Origin of the sequence: Mycobacterium pinniadriaticum (assembly GCF_026242045.1) — a bacterium.
GTDB classification, from domain to species: Bacteria; Actinomycetota; Actinomycetes; order Mycobacteriales; family Mycobacteriaceae; genus Mycobacterium; species Mycobacterium pinniadriaticum.
Genome location: NZ_JAPJDO010000061.1, coordinates 1 through 21,294, shown reverse-complemented (window position 1 = coordinate 21,294; position 21,294 = coordinate 1). Strand labels below are relative to the sequence as shown.

The window sequence follows — 21,294 nt, the reverse complement described above, 5'->3', positions numbered from 1 at the left end:
GTCCCGTTTAAACTCGTCGGGATAATTTTTCCTTGCCATCGTGGTGGATCATCTCGCTTCCCCCGCCAATCTTGCGGGATTAAGCGTGTCCAACACACGGGGGCAGGGCCCGATCCTGACCGCTTGGATCACCAAAGAAGAATTGCGGACCCTGCTGTCCACCGTCCGTGTTGGCGGCGACCCGCACCTGACCCGACACCGGCTGCACCGATTCCTGTCCTGGTGCATCGACTCCCAGATCCCCGAACTGCTCACCCTCGCCGGCACCGTCGACGACTGGTGGCCCGAGATCAACGCGTTCGTCCAGACCGGCATCACCAACGCCCGCACCGAGGGCTACAACCGGCTGGTCAAACAGGTCAAACGTGTCAGCTGCGGATTCCGGAATCGAGAGCACTCCGCCCGCCGGATACGATTCCACTGCACCCGCAAACAGCGGGCCGCAACCCAGACTTCATGCTGATTGCCCGGTCAAAATCGAAGAGCCCGCTTACCCCTACATCCGCTTGAGCGAAGCCACTTTCACGTTCACGATCTCATTACCGAACCCGCTTCACTCTCGACTCCACGCACAGCTTCGAGGCCAAGTCGCACCTCGATCAGGTCAGTTTCCAGCCGGCGTAAGCATCGTCTGCCAAGTCTGTTTGCTGCCCTCGGGGGCAAGATCGAGCTGTCGATACACCTGGCCGTCCGGGCCGACATAGGAGCCGTTGGCGGGGTTGTACTCCGCCGCCGCGATAGGCAGTGGTGCCGGTGCAGAATCCGCATGTTGAGATCGACCGGGCACCGGAGCCGGTCCAGGTGACGGCTGGGGGATGTCTTGCCCCGACAGGGTCGCGTTGGGGTCACCCTTCCAGTTCTGGCCGTCGTTCAACGGAACGTACTGCTCGTTGCTCTCGCACATCTTGACAGTGGGGGCTCGCTTACCAGGCACCGTCATACACGGGTAGTTCCGAGCTCCTCGTACAGCGACGAGCGGGTTGTCCTGAGGTATGCGGCAGTATATGTCCTCGGCAGGGCGGTCTGGACTGTCTTCGAATGTCGGTACTCGCTGCTGCTGGATCGGCAGGAATCCGGTTGTGCATGGCGGAGGCAGGTTCATGTTGAGGTTGAAATCCAGATACATGCCCTTGAACGGTAACTGGGTGTCACGGTTTGCAAGTATCGTGCCCTGCTCGTTGGCAGTCCCCTGCGGTAGCAGGACCAAGAGTTGTTCAATGGCGGGTTGATAGGTCACTGCAACCTCACCCACGGTGACCAGGTTGGCAAGCAGCAGCGGCAGAGTCGGCTGTAACCGTTCGAAAAGTTCGCGCGCCTCTTCTGCCGCCTGCGGCCCCTTGTGGAGCAGCCCGGCGAACGACGCGTCGTGCGTCTGCAGCTGCCCAGTAATGGCAGACAGATGGGCCGCCCACGCACGGATCGTGTCAGCACTATCTCGCTGCGAATCGAGAACCGGCGCGGACTGATCAATCAGGGAAACCAGCGGATCAAGATTGGCGCGGGCGTCGATGGCGAGTTGAGTGGAGCCCTGCACGATCCGCGACAGCTCCTGGCCTAGACCACCTACGGCCGTGTAGCTTTCGTCGATCGCTGTCTTGAGGTTGTCCTGCGGGATGCTCGCTAGCCCTCGGTTGGTGGCATCAATCAAGCTGTTGATGTCAGGCGGCACCGACGTACGGTTGGCCGGGATCACGTCACCGTCTTTCAGGGGCGGCGAAGTGCCATTGCGTGGGAGAAGCGCGATATAGAGTTCGCCGATTGCCGATTGACTGTGAACCTCAGCGTCGAGATCCGAAGGAATGTTGATATCGCGATCCAGCGAAAGCTTTGCCTCAGCACCGCTATCAGTTAGGCGCACTGCTTCGATGCGGCCTACCTCAGTCCCACGATAAGTTACGTTTCCTCTCTTGTAGAGTCCACCGGAATCGTGCAGCTTGACGGTGACCGTATAACGGCCCGCACCGAAAAGCACTGCGGGCAGGCGCATATAGCCCACTACCATTACCGCCGCGGCGATTATCGCGATTATTGTGAAAAGTCCAAGCTGAATCTTGATCCGGCGTTGTAGACGCATTTCACGGTCCTTGATCCAGGTGGTACGGGATGACAAGTGGGTTACCGGCTGTAGCCGGTGATGGGAGTTGCCCGATGGTCCTTCCCCACTGCATCTCCAGGCGGGTCAGATCGCCCTCCCAGCGTGTGCCGGTGAACAGGGAGGTGTCTATTCGACTTAAAGTCAGGTCGATGACCGCAGTCAGGTTGGCGTAGTCTCCGCGCACCCAGTTGCGAATAGTCTCATTCGGCCACGGGAAGGTTGCCAGGAAACTAAGCGAGCGGGTGAGTGACGGCCCAGCGTTGGCCAGCGATTCGAACACCGGCCCGAGATCCTTAAGCTCTTGAACGAGCGCCTGTTTCGTTTGGTTGACCGAGTCGGCCGTGAGTGCGCTGAACTTCCCAAGTTGGTCCAAAGCGTCGGCAAGTTGCTTGCGCTGATCTCTCAGCACCGCGAGCGCTTGCGGGATCGTACGCAATGCCCGGTCAAGAACAGGCTTCTGGTCGGCAAACTGGCTGACCAGCCCGTTGAGGCTTTCAGTCGCTTCTAGTATGTCGTGTTTCTGCGCATCCAGATGGCGGGTGAACTCGTCTATCTGCACAATGAAACTGCGCAGATCGTCCTCATGCCCAGCGAAAGCGGTGCTGAATGCTCTCGTGATGTCTTGGATCTGGCCAAGTCCGCCCCCATTGAGCAACATCGAGACCGCCGAGAGGGTCTGCTCGGTTGTCGGATATGAGCTGCCCCTGTCCAGCGGGATTAGCGAACCATTCTGGAGCCTGCCTTGAGGCGGCTCATCGGTCGGTGGTGCGAGTTCGATATGCAATGAGCCCAATAGGCTTGTCTGGCCAATCTTGGCCGTGGCGTTTGCGGGTAGATCTACATCGGAGTTGATGGTCATTGTCACTAACGCATGCCAACCCTGGCGCTCAATCTTACTCACGTTGCCCACGGTGGCATCGCCCACTCGTACACGAGAGTTTTGTTGAATGTTGGTCACGTCGGCCAGTTGCGCATGGATAACGAACGAACCCGGCCCTCGGCCTTCGGTGCCAGGAAGCGAAACCGAGTTGAGACCTCGCCAGCCGCAGCCCGACAAACCCAATGACAACACGACGAGAATCGCGGTACAGCGGAAGCGAATTGGTCTCATGATCCAGCACCTGGCGGTGCCATCATTCCCGCAAGACCCTTACCCGGATCCGTGGCCTCCCCGGCTTCGGCGGGGAGAGCCGGGGCGTCCGCCGCTGCCGGGTGACCGTCGTTTCCGAGCGGTGGGGTGTTGGGTAACGGGGCCGCAGCGGGCGGGGTGTCACCAGGAATTGCTGCTGGCCTGTAGTCGGGACGCATCCAGTCCTCGCTGTAGGTCACTTCGTTAGGACGCGCCTCCGCGCCGACAAACGGGTTCACGCCGATTGGCGGGAAGTTGAACTGTCTGTTCTTGACGATCGGCGCCAGGTACTGGACGCATAGCTTGGCCGCCTGTTCATTTCCAAGCCGCGAAGCCGCTTGTATGGCCCCGCAAAGGAATGAGATCGGGTTGGCGAAGTTGTTCACCGCGAGCGCGCCGGTGAAGGACCCATGCGCGGGCTCGTAGATGTTGATGAAGTTGGCGAATGCGGGCGGAGCCACATGCAACATCTGCTTGATGTCATCGATGCTGTCCACCATCGCCTTGCTGATCGAAGCCAGCTTGTCAGATGTCGTACCGAGCGATTCGCGATTATCGGCTATGAAAGCGCTGACGTCGCCGGCGGCAGTGTTCAATCCGTCGATGGCCTGACCTATGGCGTCCGGGTCGTCCGCCAACAGGGCAGTCACCGAAGCGAGATTGCTGTTGAGCGCTTGCATCAGGTCGGTGCTCGAATGCAGCGCAGAGACCAACACTGACAAGTTCTTGATGGTGGAGAAGATGTCATTGCTGTGATCACCCAGGGTCGAGAAGACCTGGGAGAGCTTGATGACGGTGTCGCGAATCTTCGCACCCTGGCCGCGCAGATTGTCTGCGGTGGAGTTGATGAATGCGCCGAAAGGACTTACTCCGTCGGGCCCAGGCTGCAGGCTGGAGCTGAGCTTTTCGAGCTGCTGACGAAAATCGTCCCATTCGACAGGCACTGCAGTGCGGTCCTGGGGAATGACCGCACCGCTGGTCATTACCGGTCCACCGGTATAGACCGGCGTCAGCTGGATCGCCCGCGCTGTAACGAGTTGTGGCGACAGGATCACGGCCTTGGCGTCGGCAGGCACCTTGTACTTAGCATCGAACCAGAAAGTGATCTTGGCCCGTGTTGGTTGCGGTTCAATCGTGTCGATTCGCCCGATTGGTATCCCAAGCATCAACACGTCATCGCCAGGAAAGACGCCGTTGCTGTTGTCGAAATAGGCAGTCACACGTGCGCGTTCAGCGTGCTCTGTGGCCCGCGCCACCAACACGATCCCGCATACCAGAACTACCGCCATTGTGATAGCCAAGGCGATCCGCGCCTTAGGGGTTTCGATTCGCATCCTCATCGCGACCCTCCGACCTGTGATCCGGCACTTGCAGGGGCCTCTCCCGGCGCCGGCTGGTGAACGGGGCTAGGTGTGGGTAGTGGAACCGAAGCGTTTTCCGGAGCAGAGTTTGCCGGCGGGCCCGGTGGCGGACCGCCGGGCGGCGGACCTGGTTCGGGCTCACGGTAGGTGTACCGGGGGTCTCCCGGCTTTCCGGTGATTGCGTCGGGAAGATTCAGCGCCGGGTCCCCGCCCTGCCCAGTACGGGGGTACGGAACCGGCAGAGCGGGAGTGGCTGGTTGACCTACCTGCGGGTCCGTCCGTTCCGATGGCAGGAGCACATTGGGATCAAGTCCGAGATCAGAGAACGCAGCATCCACGAACGGCTGCACGAACTGGCCCGGCAACAGATTGGCAATGTAAGCCTTGAAAAAAGGACCCGACGCCACGACTTCGCCCAGCGACATCGCGTACTCGTTTAGCTTCTTGATCGATATCTGGATCCGCTCCTTGCGGTTGTCGAGGATGGTTAGCACTCCGTTGAGCTTGTCCAGCGACGGCCGCAATTGGCTCTTATTGTCGGCGATGAAACCCGACAGCTGGCGGGTTACGCCAACTATGTTGCGTGAAATCTGCTCTAGCGCCGTACTTTCAGAATTCAACTGAACCAGGAGCGCATTGGTGTTGGCGATCAGGCCGACGACCTGGTCGCTTCGTTGCGCTAAGACGCCGGTCACCTTCCGCGCGTTGTCGAGTAATCCGCGGACCTGCGCATCGCGCTCGTCGAGGGTCTGGGAGAATCGAGCCACGCCTTCGACGGCGGCCTTGAGGTCGGGTGGGGTGTCTTTGAAGGTCTGTGCCAACGTGGTCAGAGACTTGTTCAGTTCGTCGGTGTTCAAACCGCTGATCGTGTTTGCCAGATCACCGAGCGCGTCGGGCAGCTGGTAGGCAGGCGTTGTGCGATCAATTGGTATCACTTCGGACAATGGCTTGTCACCCCTAGGGAAGATCTCGAGGATCTTCGCCCCCAACAGGCTTTTGGTCTTGATAGCGGCCTCGGTGCGGTCACCCATTCGGACACTCTTGTCGACGTCGAACTTGACTAGGACGCGGGTATCGTCAAGTTCGAGACTGGTCACTTCACCCACCTTCAACCCAGCTACCTGCACCGGGGCGCCGGAGTGCAAGCCGCTCGCCTCAGAGAAGTAAGCCGAGTACTGCCGGCCAGCGTGAAAGAATGGCAGCTTCTTGTACTGAAGCGCACCGACAACGACAGCGGCTACAACCGCCAGACCGATCGCACCGACAATTAGCGAATTCCGCTCTGAGAATGCTCTCATCGAGGCGCACACCGTCCCGTGTCTTGGCCGGCTACCTTGATGTAGACCGGCTGTCCCCCTTTTCCATTCACCTTCAGTACCGCATCGCACAGGTAGAAGGTGAAGAAGTCACCGTTCAACCCCAAGCGCCCCAGTGCCTGGTAAGCATCGGGGAGTGTATTGATCAGATTGTCGACATATTCGTGATCGGCCACCACGATCGAGTTCGCTCGATCAGACTGTGCAACAACATTTTTGAACGGCTCGCGGGCTTGGCTGAAAAGATCGGCGACCGACGATGCAGCCGAATTCATGGCGGCGAGACCATTGCTGATGTCGGTCTTTCGTGCCGCGAGGCCCTCGACCAGTTGGGCGAGTGAGTCGACCGCCGTGTCAAATTGCTTACTCTGATCTCCGAGCGAGCCCAGAACAACATTGAGATTTGTAATGACCTGCCCGACGACCTCATCCCGGTCGGCAAGTGTGCTGGTGAACGACGCCGTCTGGGTCAGGAAAGAGCCGATCGCCGCTCCCTGGCCCTGGAAGGCCTGAATCAACTGGGTGCTCAAGGCGTTGACTTGCTGGGGGTCAAGCGCGCGGAACAGCGGACGGAACCCACCTATCAGTGCATCGAGATCTAGAGCAGGCTCGGTGCGGTCTGCAGGTATTTCTTGGCCTGGGTTGAGTCGCTTGACACCTCCGGCGCCTTCCTTCAGCTCAAGATAGCGACCGCCAATCAGGTTATCGTAGCGAATCAGGGCCTTTGTTCCCTCGGTTAGCACAACGCTGTCGTCTGCGGAGAACTCCACGACCGCGAGGTTGTCGGCGTTGATGGAAATGCGCTTTACCTTGCCGACCTCTACCCCAGCGATGCGTACGAAATCGCCGCTCTCCAGACCACTTACATTCGTGAAGTCGGCCTTGAAGACATTCTCGTCCTGAAAGCGGAGTTGAGCGAAGACCATCAGCAGGCCAAACGTGCCCAGTGCGCATACCACCATGAAGGCCGTCAGACGCCAGATCGCCGCACCCAGATTGTCTCTCACGGCTGGCTCCCTTGGCTGGGCACGCTGGTCCCCTCAGGGGAAACCGATGCCGACGGTGTGGGCATCGGATCTGATGCCGGCGGAGATCCCGGCGATGGTGGGTACAGCGGTGCACCATCAGGGCCGAATTGGGGTGCGCCGTACGCCGGCCCTCCCGGGTAGGGCATCGGCCCGGGCGCTGGACCTCCCAGATTACGGATGCTGGGTGGCTCGGGCACCGCGCGCGTGACGGGGAAATAATTCATCCAGCCGGGGAATCCGACTCCGGGATTCGGGCGGATGTCGACGCCGGTACCCCAGCCGGTGTTGGTGATCAGCTGTCGCACTGGGAAGTTCTTTGTAACGTCCGGAAGCGAGCCACAGCCCGGTTTGCCGCCAGGGCCCCCCTTGGCCGCGACGATTGGCAAGTTGTCCGGATATCGATAAGGGTCATCGCCAAGCAGTAACGCCGCATCCACCATCAGACTCCTGCCGTTGCCACCGACAGCGGCGTAGCCCCCGTTGTCGAGAAACCACTTGGCACCCAGGAGCATGCACGTGTACTCGGGGTTGTATTTCATCAGCAGGTCCGTCGTGGGCTGGAGCACGTTGACAGCGCGAACAAGAGTGTCTTTGTTGGGCCCAATGAGACGTATCCCGTCTTGCGAGAGCCCAATCGTATTGAGCAACAACGTATCCAGATCAGACTCCTGGGATTTCACCGTCGCTGACGTCGCGCTGGCCGCGTTGAGCGTGCTCAAGATATCCTGAGCTGCCGAACTGTAGGTGTCGTTGAACCCTTTGAAAGACCGCCAATCTTGATCCACTGTGTCCATCCGCGGATTGATGGCCGACAGCACTTGGTTCGCATCAACGGTCGCCTGACCAATTCGTTCGCCCTGCCCGCGTACCGCATCCGCCACTGCTGTCAGAACGGCGTTCAGCTTGGGCGGGTCGATCTTCTTGAGAACGTCGATGATGTTCTGGAACACCGTGTTGACCTCGGTGCTGACGTTGCGTGACACCAACACCGCTCCAGCCGCGATGTGCTTTGGGCTCGGATCGTTGGGGTAGGTGAAATCGACGTACTTGGCGCCGAAAGCCGTGGTGGCGCGGATCTGTGCCTCGACGTTGGCAGGGATGTACTTGGTTGCATCCGGATACAACTCCAGCCTGAGTCTGACCGGGCTGCCCCCCTCAATGCCGACAACTCGCCCGACCTGTACGCCACGCATTTTCACCTTGGCCCCCGACTCCATCACCAGACCGGAGCGGTCGGATGTCAGGGTGACCGGAACGACTGAATTGAAAACACCGGTGAATAGCGCCACTGTCCCCGCGATGATGGCGAGGATCGTACCGACGAGCACCAGTGTCCACAGGGCCGGCGGCATCGTCCGCTCTCCAGCTCTAGGTTGCATGCTGTTACCCCGCGAGGTTGAAGTCGCCGGATTGACCGTAAACTGCAAGGGAAATCACGGTCACTGTGAATGCCGCGACGACAAGTGAAGTTCTGACCGCTCGCCCGACGGCCTCTCCGACACCTGCGGGACCACCTGATGCGGTGAAGCCGTAGAAGGTATGGACCAGCATGATCACGGTCGCCATCGCGATCGACTGGACGAACGACCACACGAGGTCGGTTGGGTTGAGGAAGGTGTTGAAGTAGTGGTCATACACGCCGGTTGACTGTCCGTATGCGACCGTGGTCCCCAGCCGCGCAGCCATGAATGACATCAGGACGCCAATGCAGTACAGCGGGACGACCACGATCACGCCGGCAACCACTCGCGCGGAGGCAAGGTAAGCGATACTGCGTATCCCGATTACCTCTAGTGCATCGATCTCTTCGTTGATTCGCATTGCACCGAGTTGCGCGGTCGCGCCGGCGCCAATAGTGGCAGATAGAGCCACGGCAGTGGTGCCCGGAGCGATCAAGCGGACGTTGAAGAAGGCCGAAGCAAAGCCTGTGAGTGCCTCTACGCCAACGCTCGAAAACTGGTTGTAACCCTGGATGGCCACCAGTGCACCGGTCGAGAGGGTCAAGAAACCTACGATCGCAACCGTGCCACCGACCACCGCCAGCGCCCCGGCGCCTAGGCCCATGGTTGCGATGAGCCGAACAACTTCGGTCCGGTAGTTCACGACGGCGTCGGCGATAGCCCGCATGCAGATGAAATAGAATTGAGTTTGCAGGCCAATCCGATTCCAGCCTGCGGCAAGACCTTGCAGACTGCGCGACACTCGCGGGAGCCGCGCGCGGGACACACCTCGGGTCATAGTGTCGCCTGTACGCCGACAGCCGTGGCGATGATGTTGATCGCGAACAACGCCATGAATACAAAGACGACCGTCTCATTTACGGCGTTGCCGACACCCGCAGGCCCCCCGGCCACGGAGATGCCCTTGTAGCAGGCGATCAGGCCGGCCGCCATGCCGAACAAGGCACCTTTGATCAGGGAAATGACAACATCACTGGCACCCGTAATGAGTGTCAAACCGGCCACGTATGCGCCGGGCGATACGTGCTGGACGTAGATACTGAAGAAGTATCCGCCGGTTAGCCCGACCAGGATCGTCGTCGATGACAGTGCAACTGCAACCGTGGTGGCGGCCAACACCCGCGGAACTACCAGTGCTTGAATGGGGTTGATACCCATCACCTTCAGCGCATCCAGTTCTTCCCGGATCGTACGGGATCCGAGGTCCGCGCACATGGCGGTGGCGCCAGCTCCAGAGATGACCAGCACTGTGGCCAGTGGCCCGATTTGTGTCACGGTGCCGACGGCGGCGCCGGTGCCGGAGAAGTCGGCCGCACCGAACTCGATCAACAGGATGTTGAACGTGAAGACCAGTAGCACGGCGTACGGAATGGTCAGCATGAGGGTCGGCAGCAGAGAAACTCGGGCGACGAACCAGGTTTGGAGTAAGTACTCTCGCCATGCGAATGGTGGTTTGAACATCAACACGAAGGTGTCGAGGGTCATGGCGAAGAAGCCGCCCATCGCACGCACCGGCTTGGTGAGTGCATACGACGCGCTCATAGCATCCCCACACGATCTTCGATTTGGTCGATCATCGTGAAAGACGTGGCTATCGCGGGTAGCAGCGGTGGATAGGCGAGTTGATTGAGCGCCCCCTGAGCGTATCCACGCTGATCATGTCTAGCCACCATCGTTCCTTTCAACGTCACCCGAGGGTGATCACCGTCATCCCTTGTGGTGACCGCACGGAGCGAGCCCGCAACGCTGACCACCTTCCAACTCGAAAGGGCGACCGAGTCACTATATAGTTTGATCATTGCACTGTATAGTCCATTCGGAATTGATGAACGATCAGTGAGACGGGACCAGACGTGGACGAGGCTGAGTTTGAACAAGCCCTCTTGGTTGTGAGGGCATTCGTGCGCGATCGGGTCGTGCCGGCCGAGGCGCGGATCGAGCAGGATGACGAAATCCCGGACGAGTTTCGGACCATCAGCCGATCCATGGGCCTGTTCGGTTCTGCCATCCCAGTCGTCTACGGGGGCTTGGGACTGTCGATGGAATGCGAAGTCCGTCTGGCGTTTGAGCTCGGATACACCACACCCGCGCTTCGCGCCATGTTCGGGACGAATAACGGTATCGCCGGACAGGTCCTGCTCGAGGCAGGATCTGCAGATCAGAAGAGCGATTGGCTACCCCGGATAGCGTCAGGCGAGGTGATTGCATCCTTTGCATTAACCGAGGAGACAGCCGGATCCGACCCGTCGACACTCCGAACCTCAGCCCGGCGCGAAGGCGGGGACTGGGTGATCGACGGTAGCAAGCGCTTCATCACCAACTCACCTGTGGCGGATGTGTTCGTGGTGTTCGCACGCACCGATCCCGATGCAGCCGCGGTGCAAGGAATCTCGGCATTCTTGGTGGAGAGAAGCACCCCGGGTCTCAGTGTCGGGCCGCGCGACAAGAAGATGGGTCAGGCTGGTGAACTCACCGCGGACGTCCACTTCGACTCTGTCAGGGTGCCCGCGACGTCGATGATTGGTGGCGAGGGAGAAGGGTACAGTGCGGCCTTACGGAGTCTCGGGCCAGGTCGGGCTCGCATTGCTGGACTATGCGTCGGAATGGCGCAGCGGCTAGTCGATGAGTCGCTGGACTACGCCAACCACCGTCACCAGTCGGGACGACCGATCGGGAGTTTTCAGTTGGTGCAGGGCATGCTCGCCGACAGCCAGACCGATCTTTATGCTGGACGGGCTCTTGCCCTGGAAGCCGCGCGAGCCATGGACGACGGTTCGGACACGCGTATCGGCCCATCGTGCGCGAAGTACTTTTGCAGCGAGATGGTGGGCCGTGTCGCTGACCGCGCAGTCCAGATCCACGGCGGGTCAGGTTATATCAAGGGCGTCCCTGTTGAACGAATTTACCGCGATGCGCGACTTTTCCGTTTGTACGAAGGCACCAGCCAGATCCAGCAGGTGATTATCGCCACTCAGTCGTTACGGTTGAGATCATCCCTGACGTGACGACGAGTCGGCAATTCAGCAACCGCGGAAGACAGGCTTGCGTCGTTCCCGAAATGCTCGTAGACCCTCATCGCGATCACTCGATGTGAACAGCATCGACACAGCCTCGCGCTCGTAGGCGACTGCTGAAGCCAGGCTCATTGCTGCTCCGCCGTCAATAAGGCGCTTACCGGCCGCTAATGCTAACGGTGCTGTCGCAGCAAGGCTCTGCGCCAGCCGAATTGCGGCAGGACGCGACTCACCAGCGTCGACGAGATCTACAATGAGGCCGAGTTCGTAGGCACGCTCGGCCGTGAGCGGCTCACCGGTCAGGATTATCTGCCGTGCGACCGTCGGGGCCACGAGCCGGGTCAAGCGCTGAGTGCCAGAGGCGCCTGGTAGGAGTCCCAGTTTCACCTCCGGAAGCCCAAGTTGCGTGCCCCGCTCTGCGACTCGTAGATCGCACGCGAGTGCCAGTTCGAATCCACCACCCAGCGCAAAGCCATGCAGCGCCGCAACCGACGGTTTGGACAACTCCTGCAAGCGATCTAGAGTACTGGAGATCCGCCCGATGAAGCTGTGAAATTCAATCGCGGTTCCAAAGGCTGCTATCTCGGTCAAGTCCGCTCCGGCCGAGAATGCCGCGCCCTCGCCGCACAGGACCAACGCACGGACATTGTCATCGGTTCTCATCGATTCGATTGCCCGGTCCAACTGGGCCAGCAGCGCCGTCCCAATCGGGTTGCGGCGAGCAGCTTCCGACAACGTTAGTATGGCAATGCCGTCGTTACGGTCAACTGTCAGAACGTCCTGCACAGGATGCCTCTCATATCATCGTCAGGCCACCGCTGACTGAAATCGTCTGCCCAGTAATATAGCTGGCCTCATCTGACACAAGAAATGCCACGAGTGGTGCGACGTCTTCAGGATTTCCAGTCCTGCCGACCGGAATCGCCTTGGAGAGTGCCTGGTACATCCGCTGGCTGTACGAAGCTACCTGTTCGAGCAACGCGGTCTCGGTAGGCCCGGGACACACTGTGTTGACTGTGATCCCAGATTTGGCTGTCTCTCGCGCGAGCGCCTTGCCGAAGGCAATGACACCGCCTTTGGTAGCCGAGTATACGACCTCTCCAGAGGATCCCACGCGCCCGGCATCTGAGGCGATGTGGACTATCCGGCCCCGCTGCCGTTCGATCATTCCATCCAGCACTGCACGGGTCATCGCGATGGTGCCTCGAAGATTTACGGCGATGATCCGGTCCCATGTGTCCGCAGTGTTGTCGGTGAAGGGCTGGATCACGTCGATTGCGGCGTTATTGACGAGGATATCGATGGAGTCCAAGTCGCGGCCAATACGTTCCACCACTGCGCGAATGGCCTCATCGTCGGTGATGTCGACCGCGACGGCGAGCGCCCGATGTGGTGACCGCTCGTTGAGCTGCTCTGCAATCAGTTGTGCGGAGTGTGCATCACGATCGGCGATGGCGACGGCAGCGCCCTTAGCGGCAAGTTCACGGGCAATTGCGGCGCCGATGCCCCGGGCGGCGCCCGTGACCACAGCGACCTTTCCATCGAGCCTCACTCAGCCCCCTGTTCGTGTGATTGCACTCGCTGCTGGCGACCAGGCGGTGACCCCTAGGGGGTCCGCCGCATTGCTAGTGACTAGATTAATGATTTAGCGATTTACGCTACTATATGCCGGCAGTCGAAGGTTGTCCACACTCGACTAGTGATCGGACTCGGCGCCAGTGTCGAGCGATATCCACCCCACCCGAAGGAGCCTGATGACCGACGTCAGCGATGACGACTTCCGCGAGATCCTGACCCAGACTCGCCACTTCGTGCGGACCGCCGTGGTGCCGAAGGAGGCGGACATCCTCGCCGAGGACAAAGTGCCCGACGATCTGCGCGACCAGGCCAAGAAGATGGGCCTCTTCGGTTACGCGATCCCCCAGGACTGGGGCGGGCTGGGTTTGAACATCGCCCAGGACGTCGAACTCGCGATGGAACTGGGCTACACGAGCCTGGCGCTGCGGTCGATGTTCGGCACGAACAACGGCATCGCCGGGCAGGTCCTCGTCGGGTTCGGCACCGACGAGCAGAGGGCACGCTGGCTGGAGCCGATCGCCTCCGGCGACGTCATCGCGTCGTTCGCCCTGACCGAGCCGGGCGCCGGCTCCAATCCGTCCGGCCTGAAGACGAAAGCCGTTCGCGACAGCCAGAGTTGGGTGATCAACGGCCGCAAGCAATACATCACCAACGCGCCGGTGGCGAACCTGTTCATCGTGTTCGCCCGCACCCGGCCCGCCGACGCAAACGGGGCGGGGATCGCCGTGTTCCTGGTGCCCGCGGACACTCCCGGCGTCGAGATCGGCGTCAAGGACGCCAAGATGGGCCAGGAGGGCGCCTGGACCTCGGATGTGAACTTCACCGACGTCCGGGTCGGCGACGACACCCTGATCGGCGGCAGCGAGGACATCGGCTACCGGGCGGCGATGACCTCGCTGGCCCGTGGGCGCATCCACATCGCCGCGCTTGCGGTCGGCTCCGCCCAACGTGCGCTCGACGAGTCCGTCGCCTACGCGGCAACCGCGACGCAGGGCGGCACGCCGATCGGCAATTTCCAACTGGTGCAGGCGATGCTGGCCGACCAGCAGACCGGGGTGATGGCCGGCCGCGCGCTGGTTCGCGACGCGGCACAGAAGTGGGTCAACGACGAGGACCGCAGGATCGCACCGTCGGTGGCCAAGCTGTTCTGCACCGAAATGGCAGGCAACGTCGCCGACCTCGCGGTCCAGGTCCACGGCGGAGCGGGATACATGCGTGGCGTACCGGTCGAGCGGATCTACCGCGAGGTCCGGCTGTTACGACTTTACGAGGGCACCAGCGAAATTCAGCGCCTCATCATCGGAGGCGGACTCGTCAAAGACGCGCAACGCAACCGGCTCTAGGACGACACCGCGGACTCCCATCGATTCCCGGATGGACATCCATCTAGAACGTCACACCAGATTGCCTGCATTTGAGGCGCCCTTAGAGGGAATCGGTGTCAATACGGGTGCGCAATCAGCGGTCACATCACGGGTTCTGGCTCACGTCCTCGGTTTCAATGCGAGGGTGCGAACCTCAGTCCTGGCGAACCCTTGAACGTTGGGACGCAACTTAGCACACCATCTGAGTGCGACTGGCACCTCGCTGATCTTTCAACCTGCGTTAGCATTCGTTCTGAGGCGAGACCACTCCCAGCTGCTGCAGATGGTCAACGACTGAGGGGTCAATCGCCCAGTCGATCAGCACCGACCGACTGTCGGCACCAGGTATAGCAGGCGGACGGTTCAGCTCCGGCTGCGACCGGCTGAATCGCGGACATGGTGCCGGTTGCGCCAGACCCCATCGTGTAGTGAAGGTTTCACGCGCGGAAAGGTGTCGGTGCTGAAGAGCCTCAGTCAAAGACAGCACCGGCGCGACACACGCATCGGTGTCATCGAAGACTGCTTGCCACTCGGCACGCGTTCGCTTCCTGAACACATCTGCAAGGATTTTTCGGAGCGCTGGCCACTGTTCGGTGTCGTCCCGTGATGGAATCTGTCCGGCGTCAAGGCCAGCCCGCTCAAGGAACTCGTCGTAGAACTTGGTCTCGAGCGCGGCCAATACAACATAGCCGCCGTCAGCAGCCTCGTAGACGTCGTAAAACGGTGCACCTCCATCAGCAAAGTTGACGCCCGGCTCGTCACGCCAACGGCCCTGCGCCATCAAGCTATGCAACATCGCTGTCAGCGATGCCACACCGTCCACCATCGCGGCATCGACTACCTGGCCTTGTCCCGACCTGTTCACCTCATGTAGGGCACACACCACACCGAACGCGGCCATGAGGCCACCACCGGCCAGGTCTGCCAAGAGGCCGGTGGGTGTGACGGGGCGCTCCCCGGGGCGCGCGAGTGTTCTCAGAAGCCCGGTGACTGCGAGATAGGTCAGGTCATGACCGGCAGTCTGCGCGAGGGGTCCCTGTTGGCCCCACCCCGTCAGCCGCGCATACACGAGGCGGAGATTTCGTTGCCCACACACATCTGGCCCCAAACCCAGTCGCTCCATGACGCCAGGACGAAAGCCCTCGATGAGTACATCCGCACGCGCCGCCAAGTCGAGCACCAATTCCTTTCCCGCATCGATGCGCAGGTCCACAGCGACTGAGCGACGTCCGCGATTCATCACATACGCATGCGGGTCGGCGGAACGCCATTGGCTTTCATATCCGTCGGATCCCGGTTGCGGTTGAGCCAGTCGATCGATGCGGATCACCTCGGCGCCCATGTCCGACAACAGCATCCCGGCAAATGGCACCGCGCCGAGGCCAGCCATCTCAATGATGCGCACACCCTCCAGGGGTCCCATCCTCTGTGGTCCTTCCTTCCTGCGATCCCTGAGCTGTCGACAGTGGGCCAGCGGTCAAGGGGTTCGAGAGATAAACTGCGCCGAAAGCGCCGCGCTGCTTCAGATTCGGATACTCGATCAGTGTCGTCCAGACGGAATCGACGCAGGCGATTTACTATCGAGCCCCTTGCGGGAACACCCCCAAGCCACGACGCAGGCCAAGGTCGATCTCTTGCGCTTCCAGTCGCTGACCGGTCGTCGACCGGACGCGCGTGCGCTCGTCTATCGACCATGGGTTGACTCGCACGATGCTATCTCCCTCGACACGCAGCACCGAGCCAGTCAACCAGCCTGATGCCTCGGAACACATCCACGCCACTACTGGAGAGGCATTGGCTGGATCCATCGGATCCCAGCCGTCGACCTGCTCGCGTCCTACCATGATCGACCCTGCCGTCATCCGCGTCAGGGCAATTGGGGAGATCGCGTTGGCAGTCACCCCATACCTCGCCATCTCGAGTGCGGTCGTGATCGTGAGGGCAGCAATGCCAGCCTTTGCTGCCACATAGGGTGATTGCCCTAGGTTCCCGAAGAGCCCAGCACCCGAGGTGGTGTTGACGATGCGTCCGCTTACCGCCAGTCCATCTTTCGCCTGTGTTCGCCAGTATGCGCAGGCATGTTTGGTCAAGGTGAAAGTCCCCTTGAGATGAACGTCAATGACTGCGTCCCAGTCGGTTTCATCAAGCGAGGTGATCATCCGGTCGCGAACGATGCCAGCGTTGTTGACGATCGCGTCCAGGCGACCCCAACGCCCAACCGTACGTTGGACGAGGGCCGCCATTCCAGCCCAGTCCGACACGGAGGTGAACTCGGCAACAGCATCCCCACCCATCTGGCGGATCTCTTCAACGACCCCCTCCGCGGGAATGTTCTCGCCGGCCCCCTCACCACCGAGAGCGATGCCAACGTCGTCGACGACGACTCGGGCTCCTTGCCTAGCCAGCTCCAAGCAATGGTCCCGACCGAGGCCTCGTCCTCCGCCCGTGACGATCACAACCCGCCCGTCCAGCAACGTCATGCAGGAGCCTCCCGATGGCTATCCGAGATTAGATGTAATAATTTACCGAATTAGAGACACTAGCAGGTCAGAGGGCAGCGGTCCATTTCGATCCGGATCCGCACCATGGCCTGCTCTGATTGATCGATGCTCACCAGCGCTCCGGGCAGCATCCCCAGCCGCTGCAGGGTGCGCCGAGCTGTCAATGGAGTGATCTCGAGCCATTCCGCGAGCTCAGTGAGTGCGATGTCGATGTCGAGCAAGTCCCAGTCGAGCAGGAGGTCAACTACGGCAGTGACCAGGGTTGCTTCGGTACTCTGCGCCGGGTCGAGCGGCCCCGTGTCGGGACATTCGAGGGTTGCGACGCGGTTCAAGAGCTTGACCACCGGTACCACCTTCTAGTTGGGCCGTCCTTTGATACCGCATGGAGAATTCGAGAGCATGCGAATCGCTGGCTTGACCTCAGCGTGGTCGGGACCCCTGCTTTGGACTAGGGGGAAACTACGTGTCCTGCTACGCAACGGAGGTCGAGTAGACGTGCCCGGCCGGATCGTCGAAGCGTTACGGTCGCGCGGTGCGCAGGGGGGTTTAGCAGCCCGATGCCGTACTGCCGAAGTCCGCACAGAACTCGCCAAGTCGCAGCTCGCTGTTGACCGATTAGGGCCGTGCCGCACCAGCGCTGCCCATCTCAGCTGTCAGATCTGCGCGATACACGGGAGGGCCATCCCGCCTCGCTCCAAGTAGCAGTTCACAACCCGTCCACTCAGCAAGGCTCTGATACGGACCATACAACGCGTCTAAGGCCATTTTCTCGGGCTACGTAACCACGGAGCGGGTGCTCGCGTGTCAGCCCCATGGCACCGCAGACATGGAGCACTCGCTTGGCGGGCTCCTGTTGGACGCAACCCGCCCACAGCTTCGCCATTGTTGCAGCCCAGGGTCGGCTGTCGGTCCATGCAGCATCCAAAGGGCCCCAGCGGGAGCGATCGCCGCATGCGCTTCAGAGAGCCGATGGAGGGCAGAGAAACCGGACAAGTTCGGCGTGCTCGGCCACCGTCTCCTCGACGATCGGCAGGAAGACGCGCCACCGATCCAAGAAGATCTGTTCTGGGTCGAGAAACCGACTGAGCTCGCCACGGTACAGACTCGGGTCGAGCCGTTCCGAGGCTTCAGCGGTCATGAGCATGGCTCGGATGGTCGAGAACTGCGCGCCACAAAGGAATCCACGACTTTCTGATGTTCTTCAGTGTCAAACGACGCGAACTCTTCGGCAAGCGCATACTCCAGGATGCCGCTCATAGCTCGCGCTATGTGAAGATTGAGCGCCCGCTTCGTCGTACGAAGGGCATGCATTGGCTGTGCAGCAAGGCGATAAGCCACCCGCAGTGCCTCAGCATGCAGGTCTTCATGCGAAACCGATCGGGTCGCCAATCCGAATTCCACTGCGCGTTGCGCAGGGATCCGGTCACCGGTGAGTAGATATTCCTTCGCCCGCAACAAGCCAACGAGCGTTGGCCATATGGGCGCGCCGCCATCAGCAGCGGTGAGTCCGATTGAGACGTGGGGATCTGCGAGATAGGCATTCTCAGCGATCAAGACAACATCGCTCAGGATAGCCAGATTACAGCCCAGACCCACGGCTGGCCCGTTGACCGCAGCGACGATCGGAAGGGGGCAGTCGATCATGGCTTGGACCATCCGCCGAGCGTCGGCGATCTCCCGCCGTCGCAAGGAACGATCCTGCCTGAGGTGAACCAGATGATGCATGTCACCGCCGGCGCTGAATGCCTCCCCGGCGCCGGTGATCACCACCGCTCGGGCGGCATCGTCCTCGGCGAGGTAGGTCCACACCTTTGCGAGGTGTTCGTGCAGTCGCTGGTTGGCGGCATTCAGCGCCTCTGGCCGGTTGAGCGTTACAAGGCGAACGCCGTTGGCGCCATCCTCGACCAAAAGCTCAGGAGCAAAGGGTCCCGCCATCACACCTCCATTGTGGATTCCCGACCATGAATAGTTATATCATTGAGTTCATTCGTTGCAGTGTGCCCCTCGGAACGCCGTCACCCGCAGTTGGCATTTGATCCAGCCGAACAACCTGCGCCGTAACAGACATGACCGGAAGTCATTGGAAAGTGTGATCATTGGAGTCTTTGCATCGCACCAGATCAAGCAGGGTCGAGTGTGTACAGACGCTTTTCGGTCCAAGCGTGGTCGCAGACGGCAGGAGTCACAGAAGCTTGCCAACGATCGCTCTTGCAGCATAACGATTGATCAATCTAAGGAGATTCAGTGGCTGACGTCGTCATCCTGGAGGCAGTGCGCACACCCATCGGCAAGCGGAACGGGTCACTTGCCAAGGTCGAATCACCAGATCTACTGGGCGATCTACTCATAGGTATGTTCGCTAGGACTGATCTCGACCCCGCACTTGTCGAACAGGTAATCGTCGGGTGCGTGAACCAAGTCGGACAACAGTCGGGCAACATAGCCCGCAATGCTTGGCTGGGCGCCGGGTTGCCGCTCACTACTGGCGCTTCAACCACCCATGCCCAGTGTGGGTCTTCACAACAGGCGACCACTCTCGCCCACGCTCTGCTCCGCTCGGAACTCCTCGAGGTCGCAGTGGCAGCCGGCGTCGAGTCGATGAGCCAGGTTCCGATGCAGGCATCTGCCGTGCCGGAATACGGCACCGGCAGAAACGATCGATACAAGAGCTGGTACGAGGTCACAACCCAATTCGAGGGTGCTGAGCGGATCGCTGAGAGGTGGGGACTTGACCGCAGCGAACTCGATGAATTCGCCCTCGCTTCCCAGGAACGAGCCGCCACGGCAATCTCAGAGGGCCGGTTCACCGAGCAGGTCGTTCCCGTAACGGTTCCTGCCGGGAGCGAGAGCGGACACAACGACACCCGCATCTTCGATCGAGACGAATGTCCCCGTCCGAGCACACTGGAGGGTCTCGCCTCGCTCAAACCGACCATGGCAGAACGCACACCCGCCCTGCACACAGCGGGTACGTCATCACAAATTGCCGATGGCGCATCGGCGCTGCTGCTCAGCACCTCCCAACGGGCACAACAACTCGGCATTCGGCCGATTGCCCGCATTGTGGACACGGTGCTGGTGGGTAGTGACCCGGTATTGATGCTGACTGGGCCGATTCCGGCCACAGAGAAGTTGTTGCGGCGCAATGGCCTGGGCATCGACGACATCGATCACTTCGAGGTCAACGAAGCGTTCGCATCCGTCGTGCTGGCCTGGCGCGCATCGACCGGCGCCGACATTCGTCGAGTTAACGTCAACGGCGGCGCCATCGCGCTCGGCCATCCCCTCGGCGCCACTGGCGCCATGCTCATCACAAAAACCGTCCATGAGCTAGCTCGCACCGGCGGACGTTACGGACTGATCACCATGTGCTGCGGTGGCGGTCTCGGTACCGGGACAATTGTCGAACGGATCTAGGCGTGTGCCCGGATCGCCTCGCGACACCTGAATTCACTCAAGCAGATCAAGCACTGTCTGTTCTGACAGAGGTCCTCTGAGGATGTACGCCTCAGCTTCTTTGAGATGCTTGCGCCACAACTCCGCAGCGCCTCGATCATCTTTTGCTTCGATTAAGTCAATCACCCGATGGTGTGCGCGATGACCCTTTCGATTCGCGCGCACGTTGTCGGTCGACCCCGCATCGACGTCGACGGTGCGCCAGTTCGCACGGTCGACGATGTGTCGCAACATGTCCGAGAGCAGTCGCAGCGTCTGATTGCCGCACAGCTCGATAAGCAGCGCGTGGAACTCTGTTTGCTCTCTGATCAGCTTCACCGGGTCATTGATCGCAGCCGATGCTCTAGCAGCTGCCTCCCGCAACAGCGCCAAGTCTTCATTCGTCCGGCTCAATGCGAGGAGCGCAACACAGCCTGGCTCGATTACGAGTCGCGCATCGAAAACATCGCGAAGGGTCGCTCCCTGATATTCGAGCACCAGGCCTGCATACCGCGCGGCCCCATCACCGTTCGGTGTGTGAACCCGTGCGCCGCCGCGTGCACCACGGGATATGGTGATGAGCGACTCAGCCTCCAAAACACGGAATGCCTCACGAAGCGTAGGGCGTGACACGCTGAACTGTTGCATCAGCGTTCCCTCGGGAGGCAGCGGATCGCCCTCGACAAGATCACCTCGGACGATCTGGCGGCGCAGACTGGCGGCAATCATCTCCGCAGCCTTCGGCGGACGGATGACGTCACCGATCAACGCCACGGTTGGCGCTACCTTCTCGGCCACGGCGCCCTTTCTGTCCTCAAACCACTACGGGACGAGGCCCTACGGCTGTCACGCGGGCACGGCTTCACCGGTCAATATCGTATATTAATTCAGCCTACCGCACCGAGCAATGATCAATACCTGTGGATGAGGCTCGGCGAGGTGGCGTGAAAGTGGGCGCACCTTCCCGAGGATGATCATCACGGAATCAGGTATTCGATCAAGACCGGCGTTGG

At 60.6% G+C, this 21,294-nt stretch carries 20 protein-coding genes; 4 read left to right on the top strand and 16 right to left on the bottom strand.

Going from position 1 to position 21,294, the window contains the following annotated elements; genetic code table 11:
* The first annotated feature begins 85 nt into the window (after positions 1-85).
* Positions 86-463, top strand: coding sequence for a transposase (locus ORI27_RS31290; RefSeq protein ID WP_266001083.1), 378 nt, complete (start codon positions 86-88; stop codon positions 461-463).
* Between the two features lie 141 nt (positions 464-604).
* On the opposite strand, the gene ORI27_RS31285 is transcribed toward ORI27_RS31290, so the two are convergent.
* Genes ORI27_RS31285 through ORI27_RS31250 form a run of 8 tightly spaced genes read right to left on the bottom strand, consistent with a single transcriptional unit; the run spans position 605 to position 9,931 of the window.
* Positions 605-2,074 carry an MCE family protein gene (locus tag ORI27_RS31285; protein WP_266001086.1) on the bottom strand — a complete coding sequence of 490 codons (1,470 nt, stop codon included), beginning with the start codon at positions 2,072-2,074 and terminating at the stop codon, positions 605-607.
* Position 2,075: 1 nt separating this feature from the next.
* On the bottom strand, positions 2,076-3,206 hold the full coding sequence (locus ORI27_RS31280) for a virulence factor Mce family protein (protein WP_266001082.1): 1,131 nt from the start codon (positions 3,204-3,206) through the stop codon (positions 2,076-2,078).
* Positions 3,203-4,564: a virulence factor Mce family protein gene (locus ORI27_RS31275; RefSeq protein WP_266001081.1), complete on the bottom strand. Its 1,362-nt coding sequence runs from the start codon at positions 4,562-4,564 to the stop codon at positions 3,203-3,205. Before ORI27_RS31275 ends, ORI27_RS31280 begins: the two co-directional genes overlap by 4 nt.
* A complete protein-coding gene (locus ORI27_RS31270; RefSeq protein WP_266001080.1) occupies positions 4,561-5,883 on the bottom strand; it encodes an MCE family protein in 1,323 nt (440 codons plus the stop codon). Before ORI27_RS31270 ends, ORI27_RS31275 begins: the two co-directional genes overlap by 4 nt.
* Positions 5,880-6,908 carry a virulence factor Mce family protein gene (locus ORI27_RS31265; RefSeq protein WP_266001079.1) on the bottom strand — a complete coding sequence of 343 codons (1,029 nt, stop codon included), beginning with the start codon at positions 6,906-6,908 and terminating at the stop codon, positions 5,880-5,882. Before ORI27_RS31265 ends, ORI27_RS31270 begins: the two co-directional genes overlap by 4 nt.
* A complete protein-coding gene (locus tag ORI27_RS31260; RefSeq protein ID WP_266001085.1) occupies positions 6,905-8,308 on the bottom strand; it encodes an MCE family protein in 1,404 nt (467 codons plus the stop codon). Before ORI27_RS31260 ends, ORI27_RS31265 begins: the two co-directional genes overlap by 4 nt.
* Before the next feature lie 4 nt (positions 8,309-8,312).
* A complete protein-coding gene (locus ORI27_RS31255) occupies positions 8,313-9,167 on the bottom strand; it encodes an ABC transporter permease (RefSeq protein ID WP_266001078.1) in 855 nt (284 codons plus the stop codon).
* Positions 9,164-9,931, bottom strand: a complete 768-nt coding sequence (locus ORI27_RS31250) for an MlaE family ABC transporter permease (protein WP_266001077.1) — start codon at positions 9,929-9,931, stop codon at positions 9,164-9,166. Before ORI27_RS31250 ends, ORI27_RS31255 begins: the two co-directional genes overlap by 4 nt.
* 311 nt (positions 9,932-10,242) lie before the next feature.
* Between ORI27_RS31250 and ORI27_RS31245 the strand changes: the two genes are divergently transcribed.
* Complete coding sequence (locus ORI27_RS31245) at positions 10,243-11,394, top strand: acyl-CoA dehydrogenase family protein (protein WP_266001076.1); 1,152 nt, start codon at positions 10,243-10,245, stop codon at positions 11,392-11,394.
* A gap of 15 nt (positions 11,395-11,409) precedes the next feature.
* Here the strand turns inward: ORI27_RS31245 and ORI27_RS31240 are convergent, their stop codons facing one another.
* Positions 11,410-12,189: an enoyl-CoA hydratase/isomerase family protein gene (locus ORI27_RS31240; RefSeq protein ID WP_266001074.1), complete on the bottom strand. Its 780-nt coding sequence runs from the start codon at positions 12,187-12,189 to the stop codon at positions 11,410-11,412.
* A gap of 10 nt (positions 12,190-12,199) precedes the next feature.
* The gene (locus tag ORI27_RS31235; RefSeq protein WP_266001072.1) at positions 12,200-12,955 is read right to left on the bottom strand and encodes an SDR family NAD(P)-dependent oxidoreductase; all 756 of its coding nucleotides are present in this window, start codon (positions 12,953-12,955) and stop codon (positions 12,200-12,202) included.
* Positions 12,956-13,157: 202 nt separating this feature from the next.
* Here ORI27_RS31235 and ORI27_RS31230 point away from each other — a divergent pair, with 202 nt between their 5' ends.
* Entirely contained in the window at positions 13,158-14,324 is a 1,167-nt protein-coding gene (locus tag ORI27_RS31230; RefSeq protein ID WP_266001070.1) for an acyl-CoA dehydrogenase family protein, read from the top strand.
* A gap of 262 nt (positions 14,325-14,586) precedes the next feature.
* Here the strand turns inward: ORI27_RS31230 and ORI27_RS31225 are convergent, their stop codons facing one another.
* From ORI27_RS31225 to ORI27_RS31205, 5 genes are all read right to left on the bottom strand, one after another.
* Complete coding sequence (locus ORI27_RS31225; RefSeq protein ID WP_266001068.1) at positions 14,587-15,768, bottom strand: CaiB/BaiF CoA transferase family protein; 1,182 nt, start codon at positions 15,766-15,768, stop codon at positions 14,587-14,589.
* A gap of 154 nt (positions 15,769-15,922) precedes the next feature.
* Entirely contained in the window at positions 15,923-16,825 is a 903-nt protein-coding gene (locus ORI27_RS31220) for an SDR family NAD(P)-dependent oxidoreductase (protein WP_266001066.1), read from the bottom strand.
* Positions 16,826-16,884: 59 nt separating this feature from the next.
* Entirely contained in the window at positions 16,885-17,190 is a 306-nt protein-coding gene (locus ORI27_RS31215; RefSeq protein ID WP_266001064.1) for a hypothetical protein, read from the bottom strand.
* 614 nt (positions 17,191-17,804) lie between these two features.
* Positions 17,805-17,990, bottom strand: coding sequence for a hypothetical protein (locus ORI27_RS31210; protein WP_266001062.1), 186 nt, complete (start codon positions 17,988-17,990; stop codon positions 17,805-17,807).
* Positions 17,981-18,781 (bottom strand): enoyl-CoA hydratase/isomerase family protein, encoded by an 801-nt coding sequence (locus ORI27_RS31205; protein ID WP_266001084.1) that lies wholly within the window; start codon positions 18,779-18,781, stop codon positions 17,981-17,983. The genes ORI27_RS31210 and ORI27_RS31205 overlap by 10 nt, the downstream gene beginning before the upstream one ends.
* A 309-nt stretch (positions 18,782-19,090) precedes the next feature.
* Here ORI27_RS31205 and ORI27_RS31200 point away from each other — a divergent pair, with 309 nt between their 5' ends.
* On the top strand, positions 19,091-20,263 hold the full coding sequence (locus ORI27_RS31200) for a thiolase family protein (protein ID WP_266001059.1): 1,173 nt from the start codon (positions 19,091-19,093) through the stop codon (positions 20,261-20,263).
* Positions 20,264-20,296: 33 nt separating this feature from the next.
* Here ORI27_RS31200 and ORI27_RS31195 read toward each other — a convergent pair whose 3' ends face one another.
* Entirely contained in the window at positions 20,297-21,079 is a 783-nt protein-coding gene (locus tag ORI27_RS31195; protein ID WP_266001057.1) for a FadR/GntR family transcriptional regulator, read from the bottom strand.
* Between the last annotated feature and the right edge of the window lie 215 nt (positions 21,080-21,294).

Excerpts from the sequence above, each read along its gene's own strand:
- ORI27_RS31225 (WP_266001068.1), bottom strand. The coding sequence starts at position 15,768 with ATGGGACCCCTGGAGGGTGTGCGCATCATTGAGATGGCTGGCCTCGGC.
- ORI27_RS31205 (WP_266001084.1), bottom strand. The coding sequence starts at position 18,781 with ATGGCGGGACCCTTTGCTCCTGAGCTTTTGGTCGAGGATGGCGCCAAC.
- ORI27_RS31280 (WP_266001082.1), bottom strand. The coding sequence starts at position 3,206 with ATGAGACCAATTCGCTTCCGCTGTACCGCGATTCTCGTCGTGTTGTCA.
- ORI27_RS31260 (WP_266001085.1), bottom strand. The coding sequence starts at position 8,308 with ATGCAACCTAGAGCTGGAGAGCGGACGATGCCGCCGGCCCTGTGGACA.
- ORI27_RS31230 (WP_266001070.1), top strand. The coding sequence starts at position 13,158 with ATGACCGACGTCAGCGATGACGACTTCCGCGAGATCCTGACCCAGACT.
- ORI27_RS31270 (WP_266001080.1), bottom strand. The coding sequence starts at position 5,883 with ATGAGAGCATTCTCAGAGCGGAATTCGCTAATTGTCGGTGCGATCGGT.
- ORI27_RS31210 (WP_266001062.1), bottom strand. The coding sequence starts at position 17,990 with ATGCTCATGACCGCTGAAGCCTCGGAACGGCTCGACCCGAGTCTGTAC.
- ORI27_RS31220 (WP_266001066.1), bottom strand. The coding sequence starts at position 16,825 with ATGACGTTGCTGGACGGGCGGGTTGTGATCGTCACGGGCGGAGGACGA.
- ORI27_RS31255 (WP_266001078.1), bottom strand. The coding sequence starts at position 9,167 with ATGACCCGAGGTGTGTCCCGCGCGCGGCTCCCGCGAGTGTCGCGCAGT.
- ORI27_RS31250 (WP_266001077.1), bottom strand. The coding sequence starts at position 9,931 with ATGAGCGCGTCGTATGCACTCACCAAGCCGGTGCGTGCGATGGGCGGC.
- ORI27_RS31285 (WP_266001086.1), bottom strand. The coding sequence starts at position 2,074 with ATGCGTCTACAACGCCGGATCAAGATTCAGCTTGGACTTTTCACAATA.
- ORI27_RS31275 (WP_266001081.1), bottom strand. The coding sequence starts at position 4,564 with ATGAGGATGCGAATCGAAACCCCTAAGGCGCGGATCGCCTTGGCTATC.